This is a genomic window from Pseudoalteromonas sp. ECSMB14103 (genome assembly GCF_000813065.1).
Lineage (GTDB): Bacteria > Pseudomonadota > Gammaproteobacteria > Enterobacterales > Alteromonadaceae > Pseudoalteromonas > Pseudoalteromonas marina.
In genome coordinates, this window is sequence record NZ_JWGY01000003.1 from 163,755 (window position 1) to 182,533 (window position 18,779).

Genomic DNA, 18,779 nt, shown 5'->3' on the forward strand with positions numbered 1-18,779 from the left:
TATTTATCTTAAGCAAGACTAAACTAAAGTCAATAGACTTTAATTTAGGATTATTATGAGCAATACACTAGAGCAGCAAGCCGCAAAAATGACCATAGGCAGCGATAAATTTAAACTTATCATGCCGCCTAAATTTAACACCCTAAACGAGCAACGCACCTACGAAAAACAACGCCTAGCCGCGGGCTTTAGAGTATTTGCTATGTACGGTTTTGATGAAGGGCTTGCGGGGCACATAACACTTCGCGACTGCATAGAGCCCGATACATTTTGGGTAAACCCCGTAGGTATGCACTTTGCGCATATTAAAGCGTCAGATCTTATTCGGGTTGATCATAAAGGTAATATTATTGAAGGCATCACACCGATTAATAATGCGGCGTTTGCTATACATTCACGTATACATATGGCGCGCCCCGACGTAAACGCAGTAGCCCATGCGCATACACGTTATGGCCGTGCGTTTTCAGCACTAGGTGAGTTACTTAAACCAATTTCGCAAGATGCTTGCGTATTTTACAAAAACCACAGTGTATTTGATGTATTTAGCGGCGTAGTAGCCGACAGCGAAGAGGGCAACATGATAGCTAAATCGCTGGCTGATCACTGCGCTGTTATTTTGCAAAACCATGGTTTACTTACCGCTGGTTCGTCGGTTGATGCCGCAGTTGCCAACTTTGTATTGCTAGATAGCTGCTGCCAAAGCCAGTTATTAGCACAAGCCGCAGGCGAGCCTAAGCTTATCTCACACGAGGTAGCACTACATACAAAACAAGCCAATGGCTCAGAGCTGGTTACATGGGGGAACTTTCAGCCCATGTATCAGGTCGTTGCTGCACAAGATAACAGTTTTTTAGATTAAAAAATGGCAATAACTTAGTTTTTGATGGACTAAATTTTACGCGGTAATGGCCCACACACCCAAAGCCGCGTTAAACACCATGCACTCACACGCAAACACACATTATAAAAATACGTTGAGAGTTTTATGACTATAACAACAATTAAAAACCACGCCGATGTTGGCAATTTAAACCTTGCTGAAATATCATCAGCGCAACTTCCTCGCTCTACTTATCATGCCATTTTACAATCGGCCCAAAACTTTGGTGATGCAACCGCTATTGAATACATTTTAGATGGCGACTGTATTAGCGAAGCGCAAATTCCGTTTGCAAAAAAGCTTATTCACCGCATTTTAATGACCTTTAAAGGCAAAAGCTTTGCTAATCCGCACCGTAAAATGAGTTACAAAGCGCTCGCAAAAAACGTAACAGGGCTTGGCAATGCATTGCACTCGTTGGGTATTACTAAAACCGAGGTAACCTCGCTGGTGTTACCTAACTTTCCAGAAACCTATGTCTCGCTTTGGGCAGCAGAGGCCGCAGGCATTGCAAACCCCATAAACCCCTTGCTTGATGAGTCCATAATGAAAGAAATTATGATCTCAGCCAATACCAAAGTAATTATTGCCCTAGGCCCAGTGCCTGGTAGCGATATTTGGCAAAAAGTAATGGCAATTAAAGAGCATATTCCCGGCCTAAAAGCGGTTATTAGCTTATTTGGTGACGACATAGCGTGCTCGCAAAATAATAAAGTACCCGTGTATGGGTTTAAAAAGTTAGTGGCAGCGCAAAATACGCAAGCAGCTAATTTTACTTTGCCTGAGCAAAGCGATGTGTGCGCGTATTTTCATACGGGTGGCACCACCGGTCTACCAAAACTTGCAAAGCACTTGCACTTAAACCAGCTCACCAATGCAGGGCAGGTTAATTTACTTTCGCCAGTAAACGCAGGCGACACCATGTTAGTAGGCTTACCTATATTTCATGTAAATGCGGCGGTAGCCACGGGCATAGCCTCGGTTATGAAAGGCTGTAAAATTTTACTCGCAAGCCCTTCTGGCTTTAGGGGTAAAAACATCATTCAAAACTTGCTCACCCTAATTAATAATTACGATGTAGCCGTTATGACCGCCGTACCTACGGTTTACGCTGCTATGGTTGAGCAAATTACCTCGCAAAAAATATCGGTGCCACCGCTTAAAATGAAGTTTGCCATTTGTGGGGCTGCGCCGCTTTCATCAGATTTACAAGCCCTGTTTACTAAACTCACCAAGACCCCACTGGTAGAGGGTTATGGCTCAACTGAGGGCAGCTCGGTAAGTACGTTAATGCCTGTAAATCCAATTAATAAAGAGGCTTCTGTAGGGCTACCAATACCGGGGATTACGCTTAAGATTGCCGATATAAACGAGCAAGGCACGCTTGTTAAAATGTGCGATACACTCGATGTTGGCGAAATAATAATAACCGGTAATAACGTATTCCCGGGGTATGTAGAAGATGCGCATAACCAAGGCGCATGGGTAGTTGATGAAAACGGCCAACAATATTTTAGAACCGGGGATTTAGGAAAAATAGATGAGAGCGGGTATGTATCGTTATGCGGTAGGCAAAAAGAGCTAATAATACGCGGCGGGCACAATATAGACCCCAAAATGATTGAAGATGCCGCAACCAGCCACCCCGATGTAACACTTGCAGCCGCCGTGCCACGCCCAGACAGCTACGCAGGCGAAGTGCCGGTACTTTACGCCATGCTAAACCCACAGAGCACGCTTAAACTAGATGAACTCATCACGTATGTTAGCGCCAACATACCTGAGCGAGCAGCAATACCAAAAGCTATTTATATAATTGACGAAATACCACTGACCGCAGTAGGTAAAATTTATAAGCCCGAACTGGTTTGCCTACAAATAAAACAAACCATTACAGAAGCAATTAACGCGCATTTAAAAAACAAAGCCGTGCAAATAAACGTATTTGCTGATAAAAAGTTAGGCATAAAAGCAAATATTTTTGTAAATGAAAACGAAATAAACGAGTTACAGCCTCAAATAAAGGCGCTGTTAACCCCGTTTTCATTTAACTATGAAGTTCTCGCTATAAAAACAATAACTAACGAGGTCACCTAATTTGAATGCATCTTTTTTAACAGAAATAATATTACCCCTAGCCTTAGCGCTCATTATGTTTGGTATGGGTTTAGGCCTTACAACTACTGACTTTACAAGACTTTTTAAAAAGCCCATAGCAATTGCTATGGGCTTGGTAGGCCAAATTATCGCCATGCCGCTATTGGCTTTAGGTTTATGCTATTTACTTAATTTACCCACACCAATTGCAATAGGGTTAATGATTTTAGCCGCGTGCCCTGGCGGTACTATGTCAAACGTAGTGAGCCAGCTAGCAAAAGCTAATTTAGCACTTTCGGTAAGCTTAACCGCTGCCTCAACTGCTATTAGCATTATTACCACACCGTTTATTATTGGCTTTGCCATGCACCAATTTGCGCCGCAAGACGATGCCAGCTTTTCAATATTAACTACATCACTTGGGCTATTTGTAATCACCTTAGTGCCTGTAGCCATAGGCATAAGCCTGCGCCATTTTAAAAGCGAATTTGCGATTAAAAGCGAGCCGTTTTTTAGGCGCTTTTCGTTATTTTTTATGCTCGCCATGATAGCCGCGCTAGTAATAAAAGAACGCGCCTTACTGGCAAGCTCGTTTAACGATGTGTTTTGGGCGTGTATAGCACTTAATATTGGTTCAATGATCATTGGCTTGCTAATAGCAAAGCTTTCAAAACTATCTTTAACTGATTCGTTAACACTCGGCATTGAAGTAGGGATTCAAAACGCATCGCTGGCTATTTTAATTGCTATAAGCTTTTTAAATAAGCCTGAGTATGCGGTAACTGGTGGTGTATATGGCCTTGCCATGTTTATTGGGCCACTGTTATTAATTGCTGGGCTTAAATTTAAAAACAAACGCCTTGTAAACGCTTAAAAAAACAACGCGAAGCGCCAAATTTAGCTCACTAAGTTTGGCGCTTTTTTTATAGCTATTAACGTTTAAAAATATGCTGCACTTGCCCACGTAACCATACTAAAGCGTCGTCTTTATCAGTGCTCTGATGCCAATATAAATGCTGATAAATAGCAGGCATAGTAGTGGGCACGGGGCGTGCTATTAGCGTGTCGTCAAGCAATTGGCTTGCAACCATTGAAGGTAAAGTAAGTAAAAATGGTGCGTCTTTTATTACCTCTTTCGCGGCAAAATAATTTTGACAACGTATAGCCACCTGCCTATTAAAACTCAATTGCAATAACGCAATATCTTCAATAACAGTACCTGTTGCCCGGTTAGATACCGCCACATGCTTAGCCGCTAAATAATTGTCTATATTGAGTTGGTTTTTAAGCGGGTGGTTTTTTTTCATGAGTACACAAAAGTGATCGCTTGAAAGCACAGCATGGCTAATAGGCGCTTTTATTGGCCGTGCTACATCAATTGCCATATCTATTTGATGATTAGCTAATTGCTTATGCATATCTTCACGGCTTAATTTTACGCTCGCTAAGCTTGCATTGGGAGCATGTTTTGCCAGTGCAAGTTGCAATTTAGGCAAAACAATAGGCTCTATTGCATCGTGCAGGGCTATTTTAAAGGTTTGTGCAGTGGTCGCTAAATTAAAATCACCGCAGGCTTGTAGGACTTGACGTAATTTTTCGAGTAAATCTATTAGCTCGGGTGCCATACGTTGGCACGCAGGGGTGGGGAGCATTAATTGCCCTTGGCGCTCAAATAACGGATCGTTTAATACACTGCGCAAACGTTTTATAGCATGGCTCACTGCTGAGGGCGTTATGTATAGTACCTTTGCGGTTTCGCTCATGTTTTTTTCACGGTATAGGCATTCAAATATTTTAAGTAAATTTAAATCTAACTGCTGAATATTTTTAGCTTCAATCATTATTACCCGCCCACACTATGAATGTAATTCACATTTAACTGGTAATATATTTCATTTAATTCATTGGGGCGAATGTTTTATGCTGGGTTAACTAAAAAATAAACAGGCAACCCTAATGAACTTTGAGCCAAGCCAAAAAAGCCAAGACTACCTAAAGCGTGTAACTGCCTTTATGGATGAACACGTATTGCCTATTGAGCAAGCAGTGGTTGCGCATAACCATGCTAAAAATAATTCAAACGATTGGACCACTTGGCAACTAAGTGAGCACATTGAGCCATTAAAAGCGAAAGCAAAAGCCGCTGGCCTGTGGAACTTATTTTTACCCGATGCAGAACTAGCACAAGGTTTAACCTGTTTAGAATACGCCCCTATTGCAGAGCAAATGGGTAAATGCTTATTTGCCTCAGAAATATTTAATTGTAACGCCCCCGATACCGGCAATATGGAAGTGCTTTATCATTTTGCAAACGATGAACAAAAACAACAGTGGTTAACCCCATTATTAAATGGCGATATTCGCTCAGTCTTTGCCATGACCGAGCCCGATGTCGCTTCATCAGATGCGACAAACATGCAAGCTACCATAGATGTTGATGGCGAAGATCTCATTTTAGATGGCAAAAAATGGTGGACCACCGGCCTTGGTCATCCTAATGCACAGGTGGCTATTTTTATGGGGCTTTCTAATCCCGAAAACGATAAACACAGCCAGCATTCAATGGTACTTGTGCCGCTAAACACACCCGGTGTAAACATTAAGCGTATGCTAAGTGCCTGTGGCGATTTTGATGCCCCCTACGGCCACGGCGAAATGGAATTTAATAACGTACGCGTACCAAAGCAAAACCTTATTTTAGGGTTAGGCAAAGGCTTTGCCATTGCACAGGGGCGCTTAGGGCCTGGGCGAATTCATCATTGTATGCGCGCAATTGGCGCAGCAGAGCGCTGTTTAGAGCTCATGATTAAACGAGGCCTGTCGCGCAGCGCTTTTGGTAAACCCTTACTTAAATTAGGCGGTAATTTAGAACGTGTAGCGCAAGCGCGTATGGCAATAGATCAAGCCCGTTTATTAACCCTACACGCGGCATGGAAAATAGACACTCAAGGCGTTAAACACGCCATGACCGAAATATCGAGCATAAAAGTAGTAGTACCTAATATGTTGCAAATGGTCTCAGATATGGCAATACAAGTGTTTGGTGGCGCAGGGGTGTCGAGCGACTTTCCTATTGCCTCGTTTAATGCAATGGGCCGTATTTTACGCCTTGCAGATGGCCCAGACGAAGTACATATGGGCATGGTTTCGCGCCTCGAACTTAACAAATACCGCTAAGGCAACACCATGAAAACACGACTAATAATAACAGGTGGAGCCACAGGGCTGGGTAAAGCGTTAGCCCTGAGTTATGCAAGTAATTTGGGCGCTAACTTACAAATTTGTATTGCAGATATAAACGCCGAGCGTGCAGCCACAACCATTAGTGAGCTGCAAGCACTAGAAGCCGATGCTTTTTTTTACGCCTGCGATGTAACCAAGCAAGCAGATGTAAAGGGGCTTTACGATATTATCCAAACTAAGTGGCAAGGCGTAGATATTGTTATTAATAATGCAGGTGTAGCAACGGGCGGCTCGCTTGAGGGCGAATCGCTTGAGCAATGGCAGTGGATTATGGATATTAATTTGCTCTCTATGGTGCGGGTGTGCCAAACGTTTTATCCCGTATTTAAGCAACAAGGCAGTGGCTACTTTATTAATATAGCCTCACAAGCAGGGCTTACCCCTATTCCATTTATGAGCAGTTATAACGCCGTAAAAGCGGCGGTTATTGGCTTTAGCGAAACCTTAAAATTTGAACTCGCCCACGATAATATAGATGTAAGCGTAGTGTGCCCAAGCTTTTTTAAAACCAATCTTGATGAATCAATGCGCACTAGCGAGCCGGCCATGAAAACCATGCTTAACCGTGCCTTTGAGCGCTCTCCCATAAACGCAGAGCAAGTTGCCGATATTATTTATACGCAGTCACTCAAACGCCCATTTTTAATTTTGACCCATAAATTAGGTAAACAGGCCTTTTTAATGAAAAAACTACTCCCCGTTGAGTGGTACATTAAAAACATGCTGAAAAAAACACGCTCTATGCAACGTTTAAAATCAAAATAATAAAGGCTAGCAATGAACACACAATTATTAGATCAAGCCAAAAACGTACGCCAAGGCGAAGAGCTCGACACACAAAAAGTAGATGCCTGGCTTAAGCAACACATTACACAATTAACTGGCGAGCCAAGTGTTACTCAATACGCAGGGGGGGCATCAAACTGGACCTACTGCTTAGAATACCCAGAGCAATCGCTTATTTTACGCCGTGCGCCCAAAGGCACCAAAGCCAAAGGCGCACACGATATGGGCCGCGAGTTTAAACTTCAGCAGGCACTAAAACCAGTTTACGGCTATGTGCCAAATATGGAGGCGTTTTGCGACGATGAAAACATACTCGGCACCGACTTTTACGTTATGGAAAAGCTTACGGGGATAATTCCGCGTAAAAATTTACCACGCGGATTAACCCCCACGCCCGAGCGCACTAAAAAGCTGTGCGAAAACGTACTCGACTGCTTAGTAGAGTTACACAAAGTAGATTACAAACAGGCCAACTTAAGCCATTTAGGCAAAGGCGAAGGCTATACACAGCGCCAAATTAGCGGCTGGAGCGAGCGCTTTACTAAAGCCAAAACTTGGAATGTACCCAGCGGCAAAAAAGTAATTAAATGGCTTGAAAACAACATGCCAAGTAACGAGCGCATTTGCATAACACATAACGACTTTAGGTTTGATAACGTTGTGCTTGATGCAAACGACTACACCAACGTATTGGGTATTTTAGATTGGGAACTTGCCACCCTTGGCGACCCACTTATGGATTTGGGCAATACACTGGCTTACTGGGTAGAGCCAGGAGATGACTTTTTAGCCCAAGCCACGCGCCGTCAACCCACTCACTTAGAGGGTATGCTAACGCGCAAAGAAGTGGTGGCCTACTACTGTAAAAAAATGAATATAACCGTAGATGACTTTACCTTTTACGAAGTGTACGGACTATTTAGACTTGCCGGCATTGTGCAGCAAATTTATTACCGCTATCACCATGGGCAAACTAAAAACCCCGCCTTTAAACACTTTTGGGTGTTTGTACATTACCTTTTATGGCGCTGTAAAAAAGCCATTAACACCCAAGGTAAAGTCTAATGTGTATTTTATATTTAGTACGCCATGGGCAGGCCAGTTTTTCGGCTGATAATTACGATACGCTCTCAACAAAAGGGCAACAGCAAGCCACACTACTGGGTGAATATTTAGCTCAAAAGCAGCTAACACCCGATGCTGTATTTGCAGGCAGTATGCTGCGCCATAATCAAACCGCAGAGCTTAGTTTAGCAAGTGTTAATAATACGCCTGTGGTAATAAACGATGCGCGATTAAACGAATACGATCACGAACACATTTTAGCGGTTTATAACCCACAGCTTGCCACCCCAAGCCAAGTGCGTGCTGCACTTAGCAAGCAAGCCGAGCCTATGGAATACTTTAAAACTTTATTTATCAGCGCCATACAGCAATGGGTACTCAACCCCGACAGCACTCAGTATAACGAAAGCTTTAATGCATTTACTGCGCGAGTACTGGGCGCACTTGAACAAATAGCCAATGAAAACCACGGTAAAAAAGTACTTATTTACACCTCTGGTGGGCCTATTAGCATTATAACCAGCCATTTAATGGGGCTAAAGCTCGAGCGCTTTATTGATATTAATTGGAGCTTAGTAAACGCAGGCGTAACTAAAGTAGTGGCGCGCGGCAAAGGAAAAAATCAAAAATTAACGATAAGTAGTTTAAACGAGCATCACTTTTTAGAGTGCCACCCACAACAAAAATTAATTACATACACCTAAGGATCTAATTATGCGCAAAAACATACTAATAACAGGTGCAAGTTCAGGCTTAGGCAAAGGCATGGCAAAAGAGTTTGCAAAACAAGGTTGTAATCTAGCTTTATGTGCTCGGCGCTTTGAGCTGTTAGAGCAGCTAAAAAGTGAGCTTGAACAAATAAACCCAAATATAACCATTAGCATAAAAGTGCTTGATGTTAACGACCACGAACAAGTATTTAGCGTATTTAATGCCTTTAAAGAAGAGCTTAACGGCCTTGATAGAGTAATTATAAATGCTGGTATGGGCAAGGGGGCTTCTATTGGTACGGGTTACTTTAATGCCAATAAACAAACCGCACAAACTAACTTTGTGGCCGCACTTGCGCAAGCTGAAGCCGCAATGGAAATTTTTAGAGCGCAAAACCATGGTCATTTAGTGACTATTTCATCTATTAGTGCTGTACGTGGTTTTAGGCGCGCCATGACCGTTTACGCCGCCACTAAAGCGGCTATTACCTCATTAAGTGAGGGCATACGCATAGATGTAATGCACACGCCTATAAAAGTAAGCTGTGTACATCCAGGTTTTATAAGAAGCGAAATAAACGAAAAAGTAAAAACAGTGCCGTTTATTGTTGATACCGAAACTGGCTGCAAAGCACTGGTAAAAGCAATAAATAAAGAAAAAGCCAACAGCTTTGTGCCAAGCTGGCCGTGGGCATTCCTGCATTGGATTTTACGCATAGCACCGCTGAGTACAATTCGTAAAATGTCGTGAGTGTTATAAATTTTAGGTATTAAAAAAGGTGGCAAATGCCACCTTTTTTAATTGTTTAATACTTATAAAAGTGCAAACAACTTTTTAAGCTGTGGCATGTATTCACTTACTAATGCTAAATTACTTTCGCTAACAAGTGACTCGGTTGTATCAGCAGCGCTTGACGCATTACCTAACGAACCCATTAACGATGTAGCGCCTTTATCTTTAGCGCTTTTCATGCTTTGAAAACCACCCATTAATTTGTTTGCAGTTTCTTTATTTTCATCAGACAAACCCGATTTAAGGTTTTCTATGTATGCCATAGACACTTCAGAACCCACGGTAATTAACTGCTCAGGCGTAAAGCCATAGCGAGTTGTTACGCTCGCAAAGCTTTTATACAGTGATTGCTCTTTAATCATATTGAGGGCTGTATTTGCAAGCGCGCCTTGCTCTGCTGTAGTTTGATCTGCGGTTGCACCTAGCATGCTGCCTAAGTCTACGTTTTTTAACGCCTCCTGAGAGCTCGCCCAGCTTGTTACAGCAGGTAAGGCTTTCATGTAGCTTTGTAAATCACCTTCGGTGATATCTTTAGCAAAACTAGAAAAGCTCATTGCTAACAAGCTCAGTGATACAAGTAATTTTTTCATGCAGGTACTTCCTATTATCGAAAATCGATTATTATATTAGGCCCGTATAAGGGCTGCGCAATTAAAAACTAAATAATTGCCTATGCCAACCTAAATTTATTTATTGGCGTAAATGTTTACTCAACTTTGCATAAACCGCCTATTTAGCTTATTCACCCTAAGTCAATGTACAAATGGTACAATGCATTTTTAACAACGGAAACTGAACGCAATGTTAACAATTTCAAATACAGTCACTATTGATGAGTGGGAATTAGAGCTCACCGCTATTCGTTCTCAAGGTGCCGGTGGCCAAAACGTTAACAAAGTCGCCAGCGCTATTCATTTACGTTTTGATATTAATCGCTCTAAATTACCAGACTTTTATAAAGAACGTTTACTTGCTTTAAACGATTCGAGGATCACTAAAGAGGGCGTTCTCATCATTAAAGCACAAAGCCACCGTACCCAAGAGCTTAACCGCGAAGACGCGTTAAAACGCTTAAAAGATCTCATATTAAGCGCTACCAAGGTCAATAAAGCCCGCCGTGCAACTAAACCAAGCCGTAATTCGCAGCGTAAACGCATGGATAAAAAAACTAAACACGGCCAAACAAAAGCATTGCGCGGTAATATTAAGTTTTAGCAATAAACCTAAATGGATGCGCCTAACTATATTAGTGCAAGGCGCATTACATATTAAAAGTTAAGTAGGTTAGCAGGAGAGTATTGGTCGGTTAGAATTTTGATATTTTTAGGCCAATCTTGCTCATCTTGTGTGTACTGCATGTAATTGCTTATGGCGTTTATATCTACATCATATTTTTTAAGCTTGGGCCCAAGCGCTTTAACACGTTCGTTAAGTTGAGCCTTAGTTGGCATAGCTTTAAAACCCGCTAAAATAATACGGTTGCTCCGATTAGCACGGCTTACGTTAATAAAATCGCCAAACACGCTATGGTAAGTTGCCGACTCGTGCTCGTATAGTTTACTACTCGAAAATGTATTTGCAGCAACTACGCCGCCATCAGCCAACACACCTTTAACCTCTTCAAAAAACTCTTTGGTTAACAGGTGCTCAGGAATGTAGTCACCGTTAAACGCATCAAGAATGATCCAATCGTACTTTTTCTTTTTAATAGCCGCGCGTTTAATAAAAATACGGCCATCTTGAACACTAGATGTCACTTTATCGTTTTCAATAAAGCTAAAGTAGTCGCGAGCCACACTCAATACAGCGGGGTCTATTTCTACATTGTGTATTTTAGCCGCAGGGTATAACTCATGAATAACATTCGACAATGTGCCTCCCCCAAGCCCAATAATTAATACATTTTTAGGGTTTTCGGTTACTAATAAACTCGCAAAAGTAAGCTTTGTGTAGTTGAAAACGAGCTTGTCGGGGTCGTTTTTGTACATGCAACTTTGACTTGTTTGGCTACTTTTAGTGTTAAATTTTAAGCAGCGTAAATCGCGAGTTTCATCAACAATAATATTACGATATAAAGAGCGCTCTTCGTGAATAACATTAGCTAAAGCAGCGCCTGAAAACACACTAAGTGCTAAAAATACATATTTAAGCATGCGCAAGCTCCTTATTATTAGCAACACTGTTTACAGCAATTGCAACAACACCTAGCACACCCAACGTAGTAGCAAAGGCACTAATAATGGTGTTTACATCAAACGCGAGTACAAAGTAAAAAGAGGTAATAATAGTGCCCAAGGCACTGCCAAGCGTGCTTACAAAATACAAAATACCTGCAACTTGGCCGCTTCTTTCGCTGTCGGTAACCAGCAACCTGACTGAGTACGGCGAAATCATACCTAATATAATGGTTGGAATAAAAAACAACGCAGTAGAAGCGAGTAACGAGCCATAACGGCTATCTTCAATATGGGTAAAAATAAATTCCATTATGGGCTCAGCAAACAACGTAATAGGCACAACCATAATGCTCGCAACTAAAAATATTAATCCATATTTAGTCAGCGACGCATTTTTTGTACTTAGCTTACCGCCAAGCAAGTAACCAAACGACAAGCTAAGCATAAACACAGTAATAATACTGCCCCAAATATGTACACTACTGCCAAAGTAAGGCGCTAAAATACGCCCTCCTAAAAGCTCAATCCCCATAATGCAAAAGCCACTGCAAAAGGCTAAAAAGTAAATCAAAGCGTTTGTTTTTAAAGTCATGTTTTTATCGTTATGTAACTATAAGTAGAGCACCATACTAACGTGATGCCATCAGAGTCGCTAGTGTAATAATTAGCCATTTGTAGGAATAAAAAAAAGTATTGCTTATTAATTTATTGTGCTATCATTTTTGTTATAATATAACATAATTTACTTTGTTGTATTGTCGGTTAATTGTACTTGTACCATTTCGCTTGATTAAGTGTGCTACTTGAATGTGGAAAAACGTGTTGATAGACAGCCAAAATATTTGTTATTTAGTTGCTCTCGGCAATTGCTCCTGCTTTGCTCTACCTTCTGCATCTGTGCAGTCGTAAATAAGAGTTTTTTTACGCAGGTATTTCCACCTTTAGCCCCGCAAAGTAATTAAGTATTATTGCGGGTTAGTATTTTTAACCACCTTGCTATTTTGTAATGTAGTTTTCATCCTAAAGCGCTTTAGTGTAGTGGCTAAAGCGCTTTTTATAACGAATACATAAGTTTATTAAGCCACCCATCAGCCTTCGATGGTTTATAAATTAACACAATGTCTTCACTGTAATGACTGTTAACCCCCTTTACAGTTAATTTTATAAACCCGAAATCGTCAATCACAAAATTTGGTAAATACGCCAACGCCAAGCCACTTTGTACTGCCTCTATTAATGCACTGTAATCGCTGCATCTAAATACAATATTGCGCGGTGCAATATCGTCTTGCCAGCCGTCGGAGCCTATTCCTTGTTCAAGGCCGCACAATGGCGAAAACAGCGGGCATGCAAAAGCTGCGTGCAGTAATTGGTTTTTATTAAGCGTTAAAGAACCAGTTTGTACTAGCTGATGATCAGCGGACCCAGCCACACTAAACCCAGTATTAAATACATCAACCGCCACTAAATTAGTATGTGAGCTGTTATTTAGTGCCTCGCGAGTAACTAGCGCAATATGCGCCGCGCCCGACGCCACTTGGCTTATAGCTTCACCTTCAGATACATTATTAATACGTACCGAGCAAGGCAGGTTGCTAAGGGGGGGAAGTAACTTTTTTAAGCCACTTTTAAGTAAAATTGCAGGGCCTGCAATAACTGCATTAAATTTATGATTATCGCTTTTAAAGCGGCTAATAAGCTGCTGGTAATTATGAACTAAATCGCTACTGTGCTTAACAAACTCTTTGCCTTTATCATTAAGTACTAAGGTTTTGCCAACACGATTAAACAGCTCCGTGGCTAAGTTTGCCTCAACCTTTTTTAGCGTTTTAGACAGCGCCCCTGGGGTAATATTTAAATGTTTAGCGGTTGTGTGCAGGTTTTGCGAACTCGCCATATGGATTACTTTTTCAATGTCATCTAAATGCATAGCACCAAACCGTATTGATTAAAAGGAAACAACTAACAACTTATTATCGATTATTTGTATATAAAAATCAGCTTATAGTGGCGCTATATTTATTTTTGAGCATTAACATGAAACACATACTGCTATTTTTTATTTTATTGTCGAGCGCAGCACTTGCAAGCCCCTCTCAGCACAAGGCACACAACACACATAAAGCCCACAGCTATGTGGGGTTTCATGGCATGGCGCTTATATTAGCCGGCGATAAAGTACTTGCCAGCCACATGCCTTTATACGCCCCCCCACACAACTACCAAATAGTGTACGAAGTAACTACAGATGACACCCACCTTAAAATAATCAAAAATGCACTAAACGAATCACTAAAAAAGCAATCTCAGATCACCATTTTACCCACTAAATTTGATTTAAATTTATTAATAAATAAGCTGACACCCACATTAAATACCACTGTGTTTAATGGCCATTTTGAGCGTGGAGGCACGGCTCTGTTTTCGACAAAGCTGACTTTTAAAAACCCGCTGTATATTAAAAAACTCGCTGTAACAAAACCCACAAAAGCAGAGTTTGATTTAATAAAGCTATCTGCATGGCGAGGGTTGGTTATTCATAAAATACAAAGTAAACCAAGCTATGACTCGTTAATTTTAGTAGCACTAACTAACGGGAAATATAACGGAGAATTAAAGTGTGATGCGCCAGTAACCACAGCGCTTGCAAGTAAGCTGAAGGCCTGCTTTAAAAGCGCCCCAAGCTATTTAGAAACTCGCGATTTTGCAGTTAATTAATCTATAACCTTATATACAATGACAGCCACTGCTCAATATTGAAGCGTGACATGTAGTGGCTGATACCTGAAGTTAGCGTTTAGATGGAAAAATTATAAATGCATGACTGGCTGTTATGAGCGAGGAGCGGTCATTGATACTGGCCAAATATCGTCGTTAATTGATTGGGTAAACTACGCTTTGCGCATACATTCATGAAAATGAGCGACACGCGCATATTGGTTCTATTAACTCTACCTAAAAAATTTAGAAAACTTAGTGATAGTAATACCTTAGGTAATTTGTTAAAACTATATAATGTAGAAAAATGAGCATGGCGTCGGCAGAAATATGCGCGATGAGCGCACTATTAAATTGTTATTTATCTTGAGGAAAACTTCGCGCTAATGGAAATGTTTGAAAAAATATTACTCGAAATGTATGGCTTAACGTTGCTGGAGTATTCGTTTTACATCTTGGATGCTGTTATCGTCATAGTGTGCGCAATAATTCTTTTCATTGGCGCAGTCAAATATCATAGAAAAATGAAATCAGGCAATTCGAAATTATTATTGTTATCATTTTTGGGACTGTTTCTCTCAAGTATTTTTTCGGGAATTGCGTCAGAAATCTTGTTCATAGATTATGAGCATTTGTCATTTTTTCAGTTGTTCGGAGTATATTTGCCAACAGTTTTCATTGTAGTGTTAACGGTGAGTGTTTGGAAATTGTTGAAGGAACCAAAGGATGTTTAAACAACGAAAGCTAACAAAAACATTAACCGGACATTGGCAAGAGCGGCCAACGCTGGTTATGTAGGGTGTTATGCTTTTCAGTGAATGGGGTCAAATCTTGACTTAAGACATTAAAGTCGATGTCTGCTAATGGCACTTAGCTGAGCCTCGGTAATGAGCGAGAAGCAGTCATTCAGTTGAGTCATCATTTGTTTAGTAATAATAAGAGGAAACTTTCCTCTTTTTTACATGTTTATATAAGCTACAGAAAGCATAATATATATATCTGGTAATAACTTATAGTATTTGTTATTAATATGAGCTCACAACATTAGGATGTTTTCGCGCTAAAATAGGGAAAGTGTCTTCTAATAAAACTGTTAGTAATAACAAAGATGTTTCTTGAAATACTTTACCATTATTGCACTCATATTATCCTTCAATTCATTTGCTAATGTATTCGAAAAGATAAATTGTGCCTCTTATGAACCTACTAAACATCTGAATAAAACAGTATTAAAAGGTACTGTTAAAAGTGAGGTTACAGAGGTTGGCGTAAAAGAGTTTCTTGAATCTACACAAAATGATTCAAAGCCAAGAATATGGAAGCTTGAACTTTTGGATAGAGCGACAGGTAAGTACAAAAAGTCTTTTCCTAGAAGCTCACCTTACTCCGATGAAAAAACGGCTATTGAGCACCAAATAATACAGCCACATGTAGTTATAAACTTGGGGAAAAAGAGCATCACAGCTAGTAATAATGGTGAATTCGGAGGTGAGTTACTTTTAATCGATGAAAACGATAAGATCACACTCATCGAGCGTATGAATGTAAAAGATATTTTTGAAATGCCTTTCGGTTTAGTTGTCACATCAGGCTTAGCCCATTTATCGTGGAATTATGGTGATATTCATTTCATAAACTCAGATTTTGAAATTGAAAAGTTATATAGCTTAGTCGGTATGCCCGTATCAACATGGCATCTGGAAAGTGGCGCTCTTCTTATTAATAGTTATCCATCGGGCTCTCAGGTTTTAACTAAGAATGGCTATATGAAACGTGTGCAATGTATTGCTAACAAGGCAAATTAAAAGCGTGGACAAAAAACAGTTGGCTTTGTTCGTGCTTCATAATGTCTGCAGTCAAGATTTGCCCCTCGGCTTTCTCGGCTTTTATACAGGCTGCATGTATGAGGGAAAGCCCTTTTAACCTAAAATAAAGCCACGCAAACGCCGCAATTCCTTCCTAAACGCCAATTAAAACAACTACACATTGTCATCTTATATTTGATGTAAAATAGCGATAACTGATTGAACCAAAATAGGAACTCGGCTATGGTTGCTTCACTAACGAAAACAAATAAAAAACGAGTTATTCTACAGGCTTTTTATAAGTATTAGTGTTTTCATCAAACAAGGAGTTACTATGTCGAAGAATTGGAAATGCCCGAAATGTGATTGTACTGATTACGACACAGATACAATTGCTACCACAGGTAGTGGTTGGTCTAAAGTTTTTGATATGCAAAATCGCAAGTTTACAGCAGTTATTTGTTCTAATTGTACTTACACTGAATTTTATCGTGGTAAAGCTAGTACGCTAGGTAATGTATTTGATTTATTTACTAATTAAGTGAATGGGATCAAATCTTGACTTCAGACATTAAAAACCTTCGATGTCTGCTCATAGCACTCAGCAGTCACTTGATAACCTAGAATATTGATAATAATTGTCAAGATATTTTGCTTTATTGATTAGTTTTTTCGGCGGCCACAATGGCCGCTAATATGGTTTAATACTAGTCAAAGGCACATACGTAGTTATTGCGCTGTTTGTGTGATTATAAACCCACTATGGCGCTGCGCCTTTCCATTAAAATTACATTGCGCCACACACCATTCAATTTACCTAGTTTCTCTCGGTTTCCAACCTGCCTAAAACCATTGCGAGCATGTAAAGCAATACTATTAGTATTTTCAGGGAAGATACTGGCTTGTAGCATCCATATACCGTTGCTTTCTGATTCATTAATGAGTGCACAAAGCAATGCGTGCCCTAAACCTTTACCTTGGGCTTGGTTTGCAACATATACACTTACCTCGGCAACGCCTGAGTATACCTCACGGCTAGAAACGGCAGATAACCCGGCCCAGCCAAGCACCTTTTCATCCTCAACTGCTACAAGACGACAATAGTTGAGCATAGAACTATTCCACTGTTGCCAACTTTTCGCTTCAGTTTGAAAGGTCGCGTTGCCGGTATCAATACCTTGCTGATAAATATTTTGAACGGCTAAAAAATCGTTCTCTGAAAATGATCTTATGATCACAGTATTCCCTTCCAACTATTATTATTCCTTAAAATTAGCGGTCTACTTATCAATGAGTTAACGGCTAATTTTAATAACCGCTAACATATCGTCGTCATCCTCATCGAGGCCAACTTCTTCGAACCCAAAACTTGTATAAAAGTTTTTAGCAACAGGATTTTGCGGGTTATAACAAATCTCGATTTGTTCAAGCTTAGGAGTTGCTTTAATCTCTTCAATTGCCATAGCCAGTGCTTTGCGCCCAATGCCTTTATTTTGATGAGTTTGATCTACCATAAAGCGCCAAATAGAAACCTTTGCAGGGGTTTCTTGTACCCACATAAAAAAGCCTACTGGTACACCATTTAAGTAAATAGCTTTACAGGAATACCCGCTATTGTAGTGCGCCTCTACTAACGACCACATATTACATGCTACGTATTCCTCTTGTGTTTTAGTAACATCCAATTCGCATATGGCTTCGTAGTTATCAGCGTTGATGTCTTCCAATGACAGTTTCATATTTTTCCTTTTTTACAACTTTGTGAATGAGTAAGCTATCAATGTACGTACCTATAATCAATCAAATGAAGAGATTGATTTTTATAACCCCCTAAATTAGCCAAACTAATAATCTACAAGCCGATTTAACACAAAAAGGCCGCAGTAATAAATACTGCGGCCTTTGTTTTTAGCTAAACTTTTTTAGATTAGCTATGTTTAGTAAGCGCCTGCGCTGTAAATAAGCTCGTAGCTGTGGCTGTAAATCTCAAGGATGTTACCAAACGGGTCTTCCATGTAGATCATGCGGTATGGCTTTTCGCCAGGGTAGTAGTAACGTGGCTCTGGCATACGTTTTTTACCACCTGCTGCAACAATACGATCCGCTAAGCCTTCTACATCTGGGTCTTGTACACAGAAATGAAAGATACCGGTTTTCCAGTATTCAAAGTTGTCTTTAGGGTTTTCTTGGTCTTTAAATTCGAAAATTTCTACCCCAATACGGTCGCCTGTTGAAAGGTGCGCTATTTTAAATTTTTCCCAATTTGGACCAAATACATCGGTACACATTTCGCCAATGGGGCTGTTGTCTTCGGTGATCACGGTAGGCTCCATTATGGTGTACCAGCCCATCACCTTAGTGTAAAACTCTACGGCTTTTTCAACATCTGGTACTGAAATACCAATGTGCGAAAAACTACGTGGATATGTATGACTCATAATCTGTCCTCTTTAACGTGTGGCTTGTTTTGTAACGAGTTGATGGAGTTAGTTTACGAACCAG

20 protein-coding genes are annotated in these 18,779 nt (G+C 40.5%); 12 read left to right on the forward strand and 8 right to left on the reverse strand.

All coding sequences use genetic code 11. The annotated features are described in order from the left end of the window. Nucleotides 1-55 precede the first annotated feature (55 nt). The 3 genes from RF53_RS08515 to RF53_RS08525 all read left to right on the forward strand — a co-directional run bounded on the left by RF53_RS08515 (nucleotide 56) and on the right by RF53_RS08525 (nucleotide 3,854). Complete coding sequence (locus tag RF53_RS08515; RefSeq protein ID WP_052242882.1) at nucleotides 56-862, forward strand: class II aldolase/adducin family protein; 807 nt, start codon at nucleotides 56-58, stop codon at nucleotides 860-862. A 126-nt stretch (nucleotides 863-988) separates the two neighbouring features. Then, nucleotides 989-2,980 (forward strand): AMP-binding protein, encoded by a 1,992-nt coding sequence (locus RF53_RS08520; RefSeq protein WP_039037313.1) that lies wholly within the window; start codon nucleotides 989-991, stop codon nucleotides 2,978-2,980. Between the two features lies 1 nt (nucleotide 2,981). Continuing rightward, entirely contained in the window at nucleotides 2,982-3,854 is an 873-nt protein-coding gene (locus RF53_RS08525; RefSeq protein WP_010556125.1) for a bile acid:sodium symporter family protein, read from the forward strand. Between the two features lie 58 nt (nucleotides 3,855-3,912). Here RF53_RS08525 and RF53_RS08530 read toward each other — a convergent pair whose 3' ends face one another. Beyond that, the gene (locus tag RF53_RS08530; protein WP_039037314.1) at nucleotides 3,913-4,821 is read right to left on the reverse strand and encodes a LysR family transcriptional regulator; all 909 of its coding nucleotides are present in this window, start codon (nucleotides 4,819-4,821) and stop codon (nucleotides 3,913-3,915) included. A gap of 115 nt (nucleotides 4,822-4,936) precedes the next feature. Between RF53_RS08530 and RF53_RS08535 the strand changes: the two genes are divergently transcribed. From RF53_RS08535 to RF53_RS08555, 5 genes are read left to right on the forward strand one after another with little or no spacing between them, the layout of a single operon-like run. After that, nucleotides 4,937-6,157, forward strand: coding sequence for an acyl-CoA dehydrogenase family protein (locus tag RF53_RS08535; RefSeq protein WP_039037315.1), 1,221 nt, complete (start codon nucleotides 4,937-4,939; stop codon nucleotides 6,155-6,157). 9 nt (nucleotides 6,158-6,166) lie between these two features. Then, the gene (locus tag RF53_RS08540; RefSeq protein WP_039037316.1) at nucleotides 6,167-6,988 is read left to right on the forward strand and encodes an SDR family oxidoreductase; all 822 of its coding nucleotides are present in this window, start codon (nucleotides 6,167-6,169) and stop codon (nucleotides 6,986-6,988) included. Nucleotides 6,989-7,000: 12 nt separating this feature from the next. After that, nucleotides 7,001-8,074: a phosphotransferase family protein gene (locus RF53_RS08545; protein ID WP_039037317.1), complete on the forward strand. Its 1,074-nt coding sequence runs from the start codon at nucleotides 7,001-7,003 to the stop codon at nucleotides 8,072-8,074. After that, a complete protein-coding gene (locus RF53_RS08550) occupies nucleotides 8,074-8,778 on the forward strand; it encodes a histidine phosphatase family protein (RefSeq protein ID WP_039037318.1) in 705 nt (234 codons plus the stop codon). The genes RF53_RS08545 and RF53_RS08550 overlap by 1 nt, the downstream gene beginning before the upstream one ends. 10 nt (nucleotides 8,779-8,788) lie before the next feature. Then, nucleotides 8,789-9,535, forward strand: a complete 747-nt coding sequence (locus RF53_RS08555) for an SDR family oxidoreductase (RefSeq protein WP_170865589.1) — start codon at nucleotides 8,789-8,791, stop codon at nucleotides 9,533-9,535. Nucleotides 9,536-9,597: 62 nt separating this feature from the next. Here the strand turns inward: RF53_RS08555 and RF53_RS08560 are convergent, their stop codons facing one another. Continuing rightward, nucleotides 9,598-10,167 (reverse strand): hypothetical protein, encoded by a 570-nt coding sequence (locus tag RF53_RS08560; protein WP_039037320.1) that lies wholly within the window; start codon nucleotides 10,165-10,167, stop codon nucleotides 9,598-9,600. 211 nt (nucleotides 10,168-10,378) lie between these two features. Between RF53_RS08560 and arfB the strand changes: the two genes are divergently transcribed. Beyond that, nucleotides 10,379-10,792 (forward strand): alternative ribosome rescue aminoacyl-tRNA hydrolase ArfB, encoded by a 414-nt coding sequence (arfB, locus tag RF53_RS08565; protein WP_006793276.1) that lies wholly within the window; start codon nucleotides 10,379-10,381, stop codon nucleotides 10,790-10,792. Between the two features lie 53 nt (nucleotides 10,793-10,845). On the opposite strand, the gene RF53_RS08570 is transcribed toward arfB, so the two are convergent. The 3 genes from RF53_RS08570 to RF53_RS08580 all read right to left on the reverse strand — a co-directional run bounded on the left by RF53_RS08570 (nucleotide 10,846) and on the right by RF53_RS08580 (nucleotide 13,684). Next, nucleotides 10,846-11,730 (reverse strand): spermidine synthase, encoded by an 885-nt coding sequence (locus RF53_RS08570; RefSeq protein ID WP_039037321.1) that lies wholly within the window; start codon nucleotides 11,728-11,730, stop codon nucleotides 10,846-10,848. Then, complete coding sequence (locus tag RF53_RS08575) at nucleotides 11,723-12,346, reverse strand: fused MFS/spermidine synthase (RefSeq protein WP_039037322.1); 624 nt, start codon at nucleotides 12,344-12,346, stop codon at nucleotides 11,723-11,725. Before RF53_RS08575 ends, RF53_RS08570 begins: the two co-directional genes overlap by 8 nt. A gap of 462 nt (nucleotides 12,347-12,808) precedes the next feature. Further along, a complete protein-coding gene (locus RF53_RS08580; protein WP_039037323.1) occupies nucleotides 12,809-13,684 on the reverse strand; it encodes a LysR family transcriptional regulator in 876 nt (291 codons plus the stop codon). Between the two features lie 107 nt (nucleotides 13,685-13,791). Between RF53_RS08580 and RF53_RS08585 the strand changes: the two genes are divergently transcribed. The 3 genes from RF53_RS08585 (at nucleotide 13,792) to RF53_RS08600 (ending at nucleotide 16,818) form a co-directional block, all read left to right on the forward strand. Beyond that, a complete protein-coding gene (locus tag RF53_RS08585) occupies nucleotides 13,792-14,472 on the forward strand; it encodes a hypothetical protein (RefSeq protein ID WP_039037324.1) in 681 nt (226 codons plus the stop codon). A 1,115-nt stretch (nucleotides 14,473-15,587) separates the two neighbouring features. Then, nucleotides 15,588-16,277, forward strand: coding sequence for a hypothetical protein (locus tag RF53_RS08595; RefSeq protein ID WP_039037326.1), 690 nt, complete (start codon nucleotides 15,588-15,590; stop codon nucleotides 16,275-16,277). A gap of 334 nt (nucleotides 16,278-16,611) precedes the next feature. After that, entirely contained in the window at nucleotides 16,612-16,818 is a 207-nt protein-coding gene (locus tag RF53_RS08600; protein ID WP_006793268.1) for a zinc ribbon domain-containing protein, read from the forward strand. Nucleotides 16,819-17,026: 208 nt separating this feature from the next. Here RF53_RS08600 and RF53_RS08605 read toward each other — a convergent pair whose 3' ends face one another. The 3 genes from RF53_RS08605 to RF53_RS08615 all read right to left on the reverse strand — a co-directional run bounded on the left by RF53_RS08605 (nucleotide 17,027) and on the right by RF53_RS08615 (nucleotide 18,715). Beyond that, complete coding sequence (locus tag RF53_RS08605; protein ID WP_039037327.1) at nucleotides 17,027-17,515, reverse strand: GNAT family N-acetyltransferase; 489 nt, start codon at nucleotides 17,513-17,515, stop codon at nucleotides 17,027-17,029. Nucleotides 17,516-17,572: 57 nt separating this feature from the next. Next, nucleotides 17,573-18,016 (reverse strand): GNAT family N-acetyltransferase, encoded by a 444-nt coding sequence (locus RF53_RS08610; protein ID WP_039037328.1) that lies wholly within the window; start codon nucleotides 18,014-18,016, stop codon nucleotides 17,573-17,575. Between the two features lie 198 nt (nucleotides 18,017-18,214). Continuing rightward, entirely contained in the window at nucleotides 18,215-18,715 is a 501-nt protein-coding gene (locus RF53_RS08615) for a lactoylglutathione lyase family protein (protein ID WP_008130525.1), read from the reverse strand. Nucleotides 18,716-18,779 lie beyond the last annotated feature (64 nt).

Excerpts from the sequence above, each read along its gene's own strand:
- RF53_RS08515 (WP_052242882.1), top strand. The coding sequence starts at position 56 with ATGAGCAATACACTAGAGCAGCAAGCCGCAAAAATGACCATAGGCAGC.
- RF53_RS08520 (WP_039037313.1), top strand. The coding sequence starts at position 989 with ATGACTATAACAACAATTAAAAACCACGCCGATGTTGGCAATTTAAAC.
- RF53_RS08530 (WP_039037314.1), bottom strand. The coding sequence starts at position 4,821 with ATGATTGAAGCTAAAAATATTCAGCAGTTAGATTTAAATTTACTTAAA.
- RF53_RS08535 (WP_039037315.1), top strand. The coding sequence starts at position 4,937 with ATGAACTTTGAGCCAAGCCAAAAAAGCCAAGACTACCTAAAGCGTGTA.
- RF53_RS08540 (WP_039037316.1), top strand. The coding sequence starts at position 6,167 with ATGAAAACACGACTAATAATAACAGGTGGAGCCACAGGGCTGGGTAAA.
- RF53_RS08545 (WP_039037317.1), top strand. The coding sequence starts at position 7,001 with ATGAACACACAATTATTAGATCAAGCCAAAAACGTACGCCAAGGCGAA.
- RF53_RS08550 (WP_039037318.1), top strand. The coding sequence starts at position 8,074 with ATGTGTATTTTATATTTAGTACGCCATGGGCAGGCCAGTTTTTCGGCT.
- RF53_RS08555 (WP_170865589.1), top strand. The coding sequence starts at position 8,789 with ATGCGCAAAAACATACTAATAACAGGTGCAAGTTCAGGCTTAGGCAAA.
- RF53_RS08560 (WP_039037320.1), bottom strand. The coding sequence starts at position 10,167 with ATGAAAAAATTACTTGTATCACTGAGCTTGTTAGCAATGAGCTTTTCT.
- arfB (WP_006793276.1), top strand. The coding sequence starts at position 10,379 with ATGTTAACAATTTCAAATACAGTCACTATTGATGAGTGGGAATTAGAG.
- RF53_RS08570 (WP_039037321.1), bottom strand. The coding sequence starts at position 11,730 with ATGCTTAAATATGTATTTTTAGCACTTAGTGTGTTTTCAGGCGCTGCT.
- RF53_RS08575 (WP_039037322.1), bottom strand. The coding sequence starts at position 12,346 with ATGACTTTAAAAACAAACGCTTTGATTTACTTTTTAGCCTTTTGCAGT.
- RF53_RS08580 (WP_039037323.1), bottom strand. The coding sequence starts at position 13,684 with ATGCATTTAGATGACATTGAAAAAGTAATCCATATGGCGAGTTCGCAA.
- RF53_RS08585 (WP_039037324.1), top strand. The coding sequence starts at position 13,792 with ATGAAACACATACTGCTATTTTTTATTTTATTGTCGAGCGCAGCACTT.
- RF53_RS08600 (WP_006793268.1), top strand. The coding sequence starts at position 16,612 with ATGTCGAAGAATTGGAAATGCCCGAAATGTGATTGTACTGATTACGAC.
- RF53_RS08610 (WP_039037328.1), bottom strand. The coding sequence starts at position 18,016 with ATGAAACTGTCATTGGAAGACATCAACGCTGATAACTACGAAGCCATA.
- RF53_RS08615 (WP_008130525.1), bottom strand. The coding sequence starts at position 18,715 with ATGAGTCATACATATCCACGTAGTTTTTCGCACATTGGTATTTCAGTA.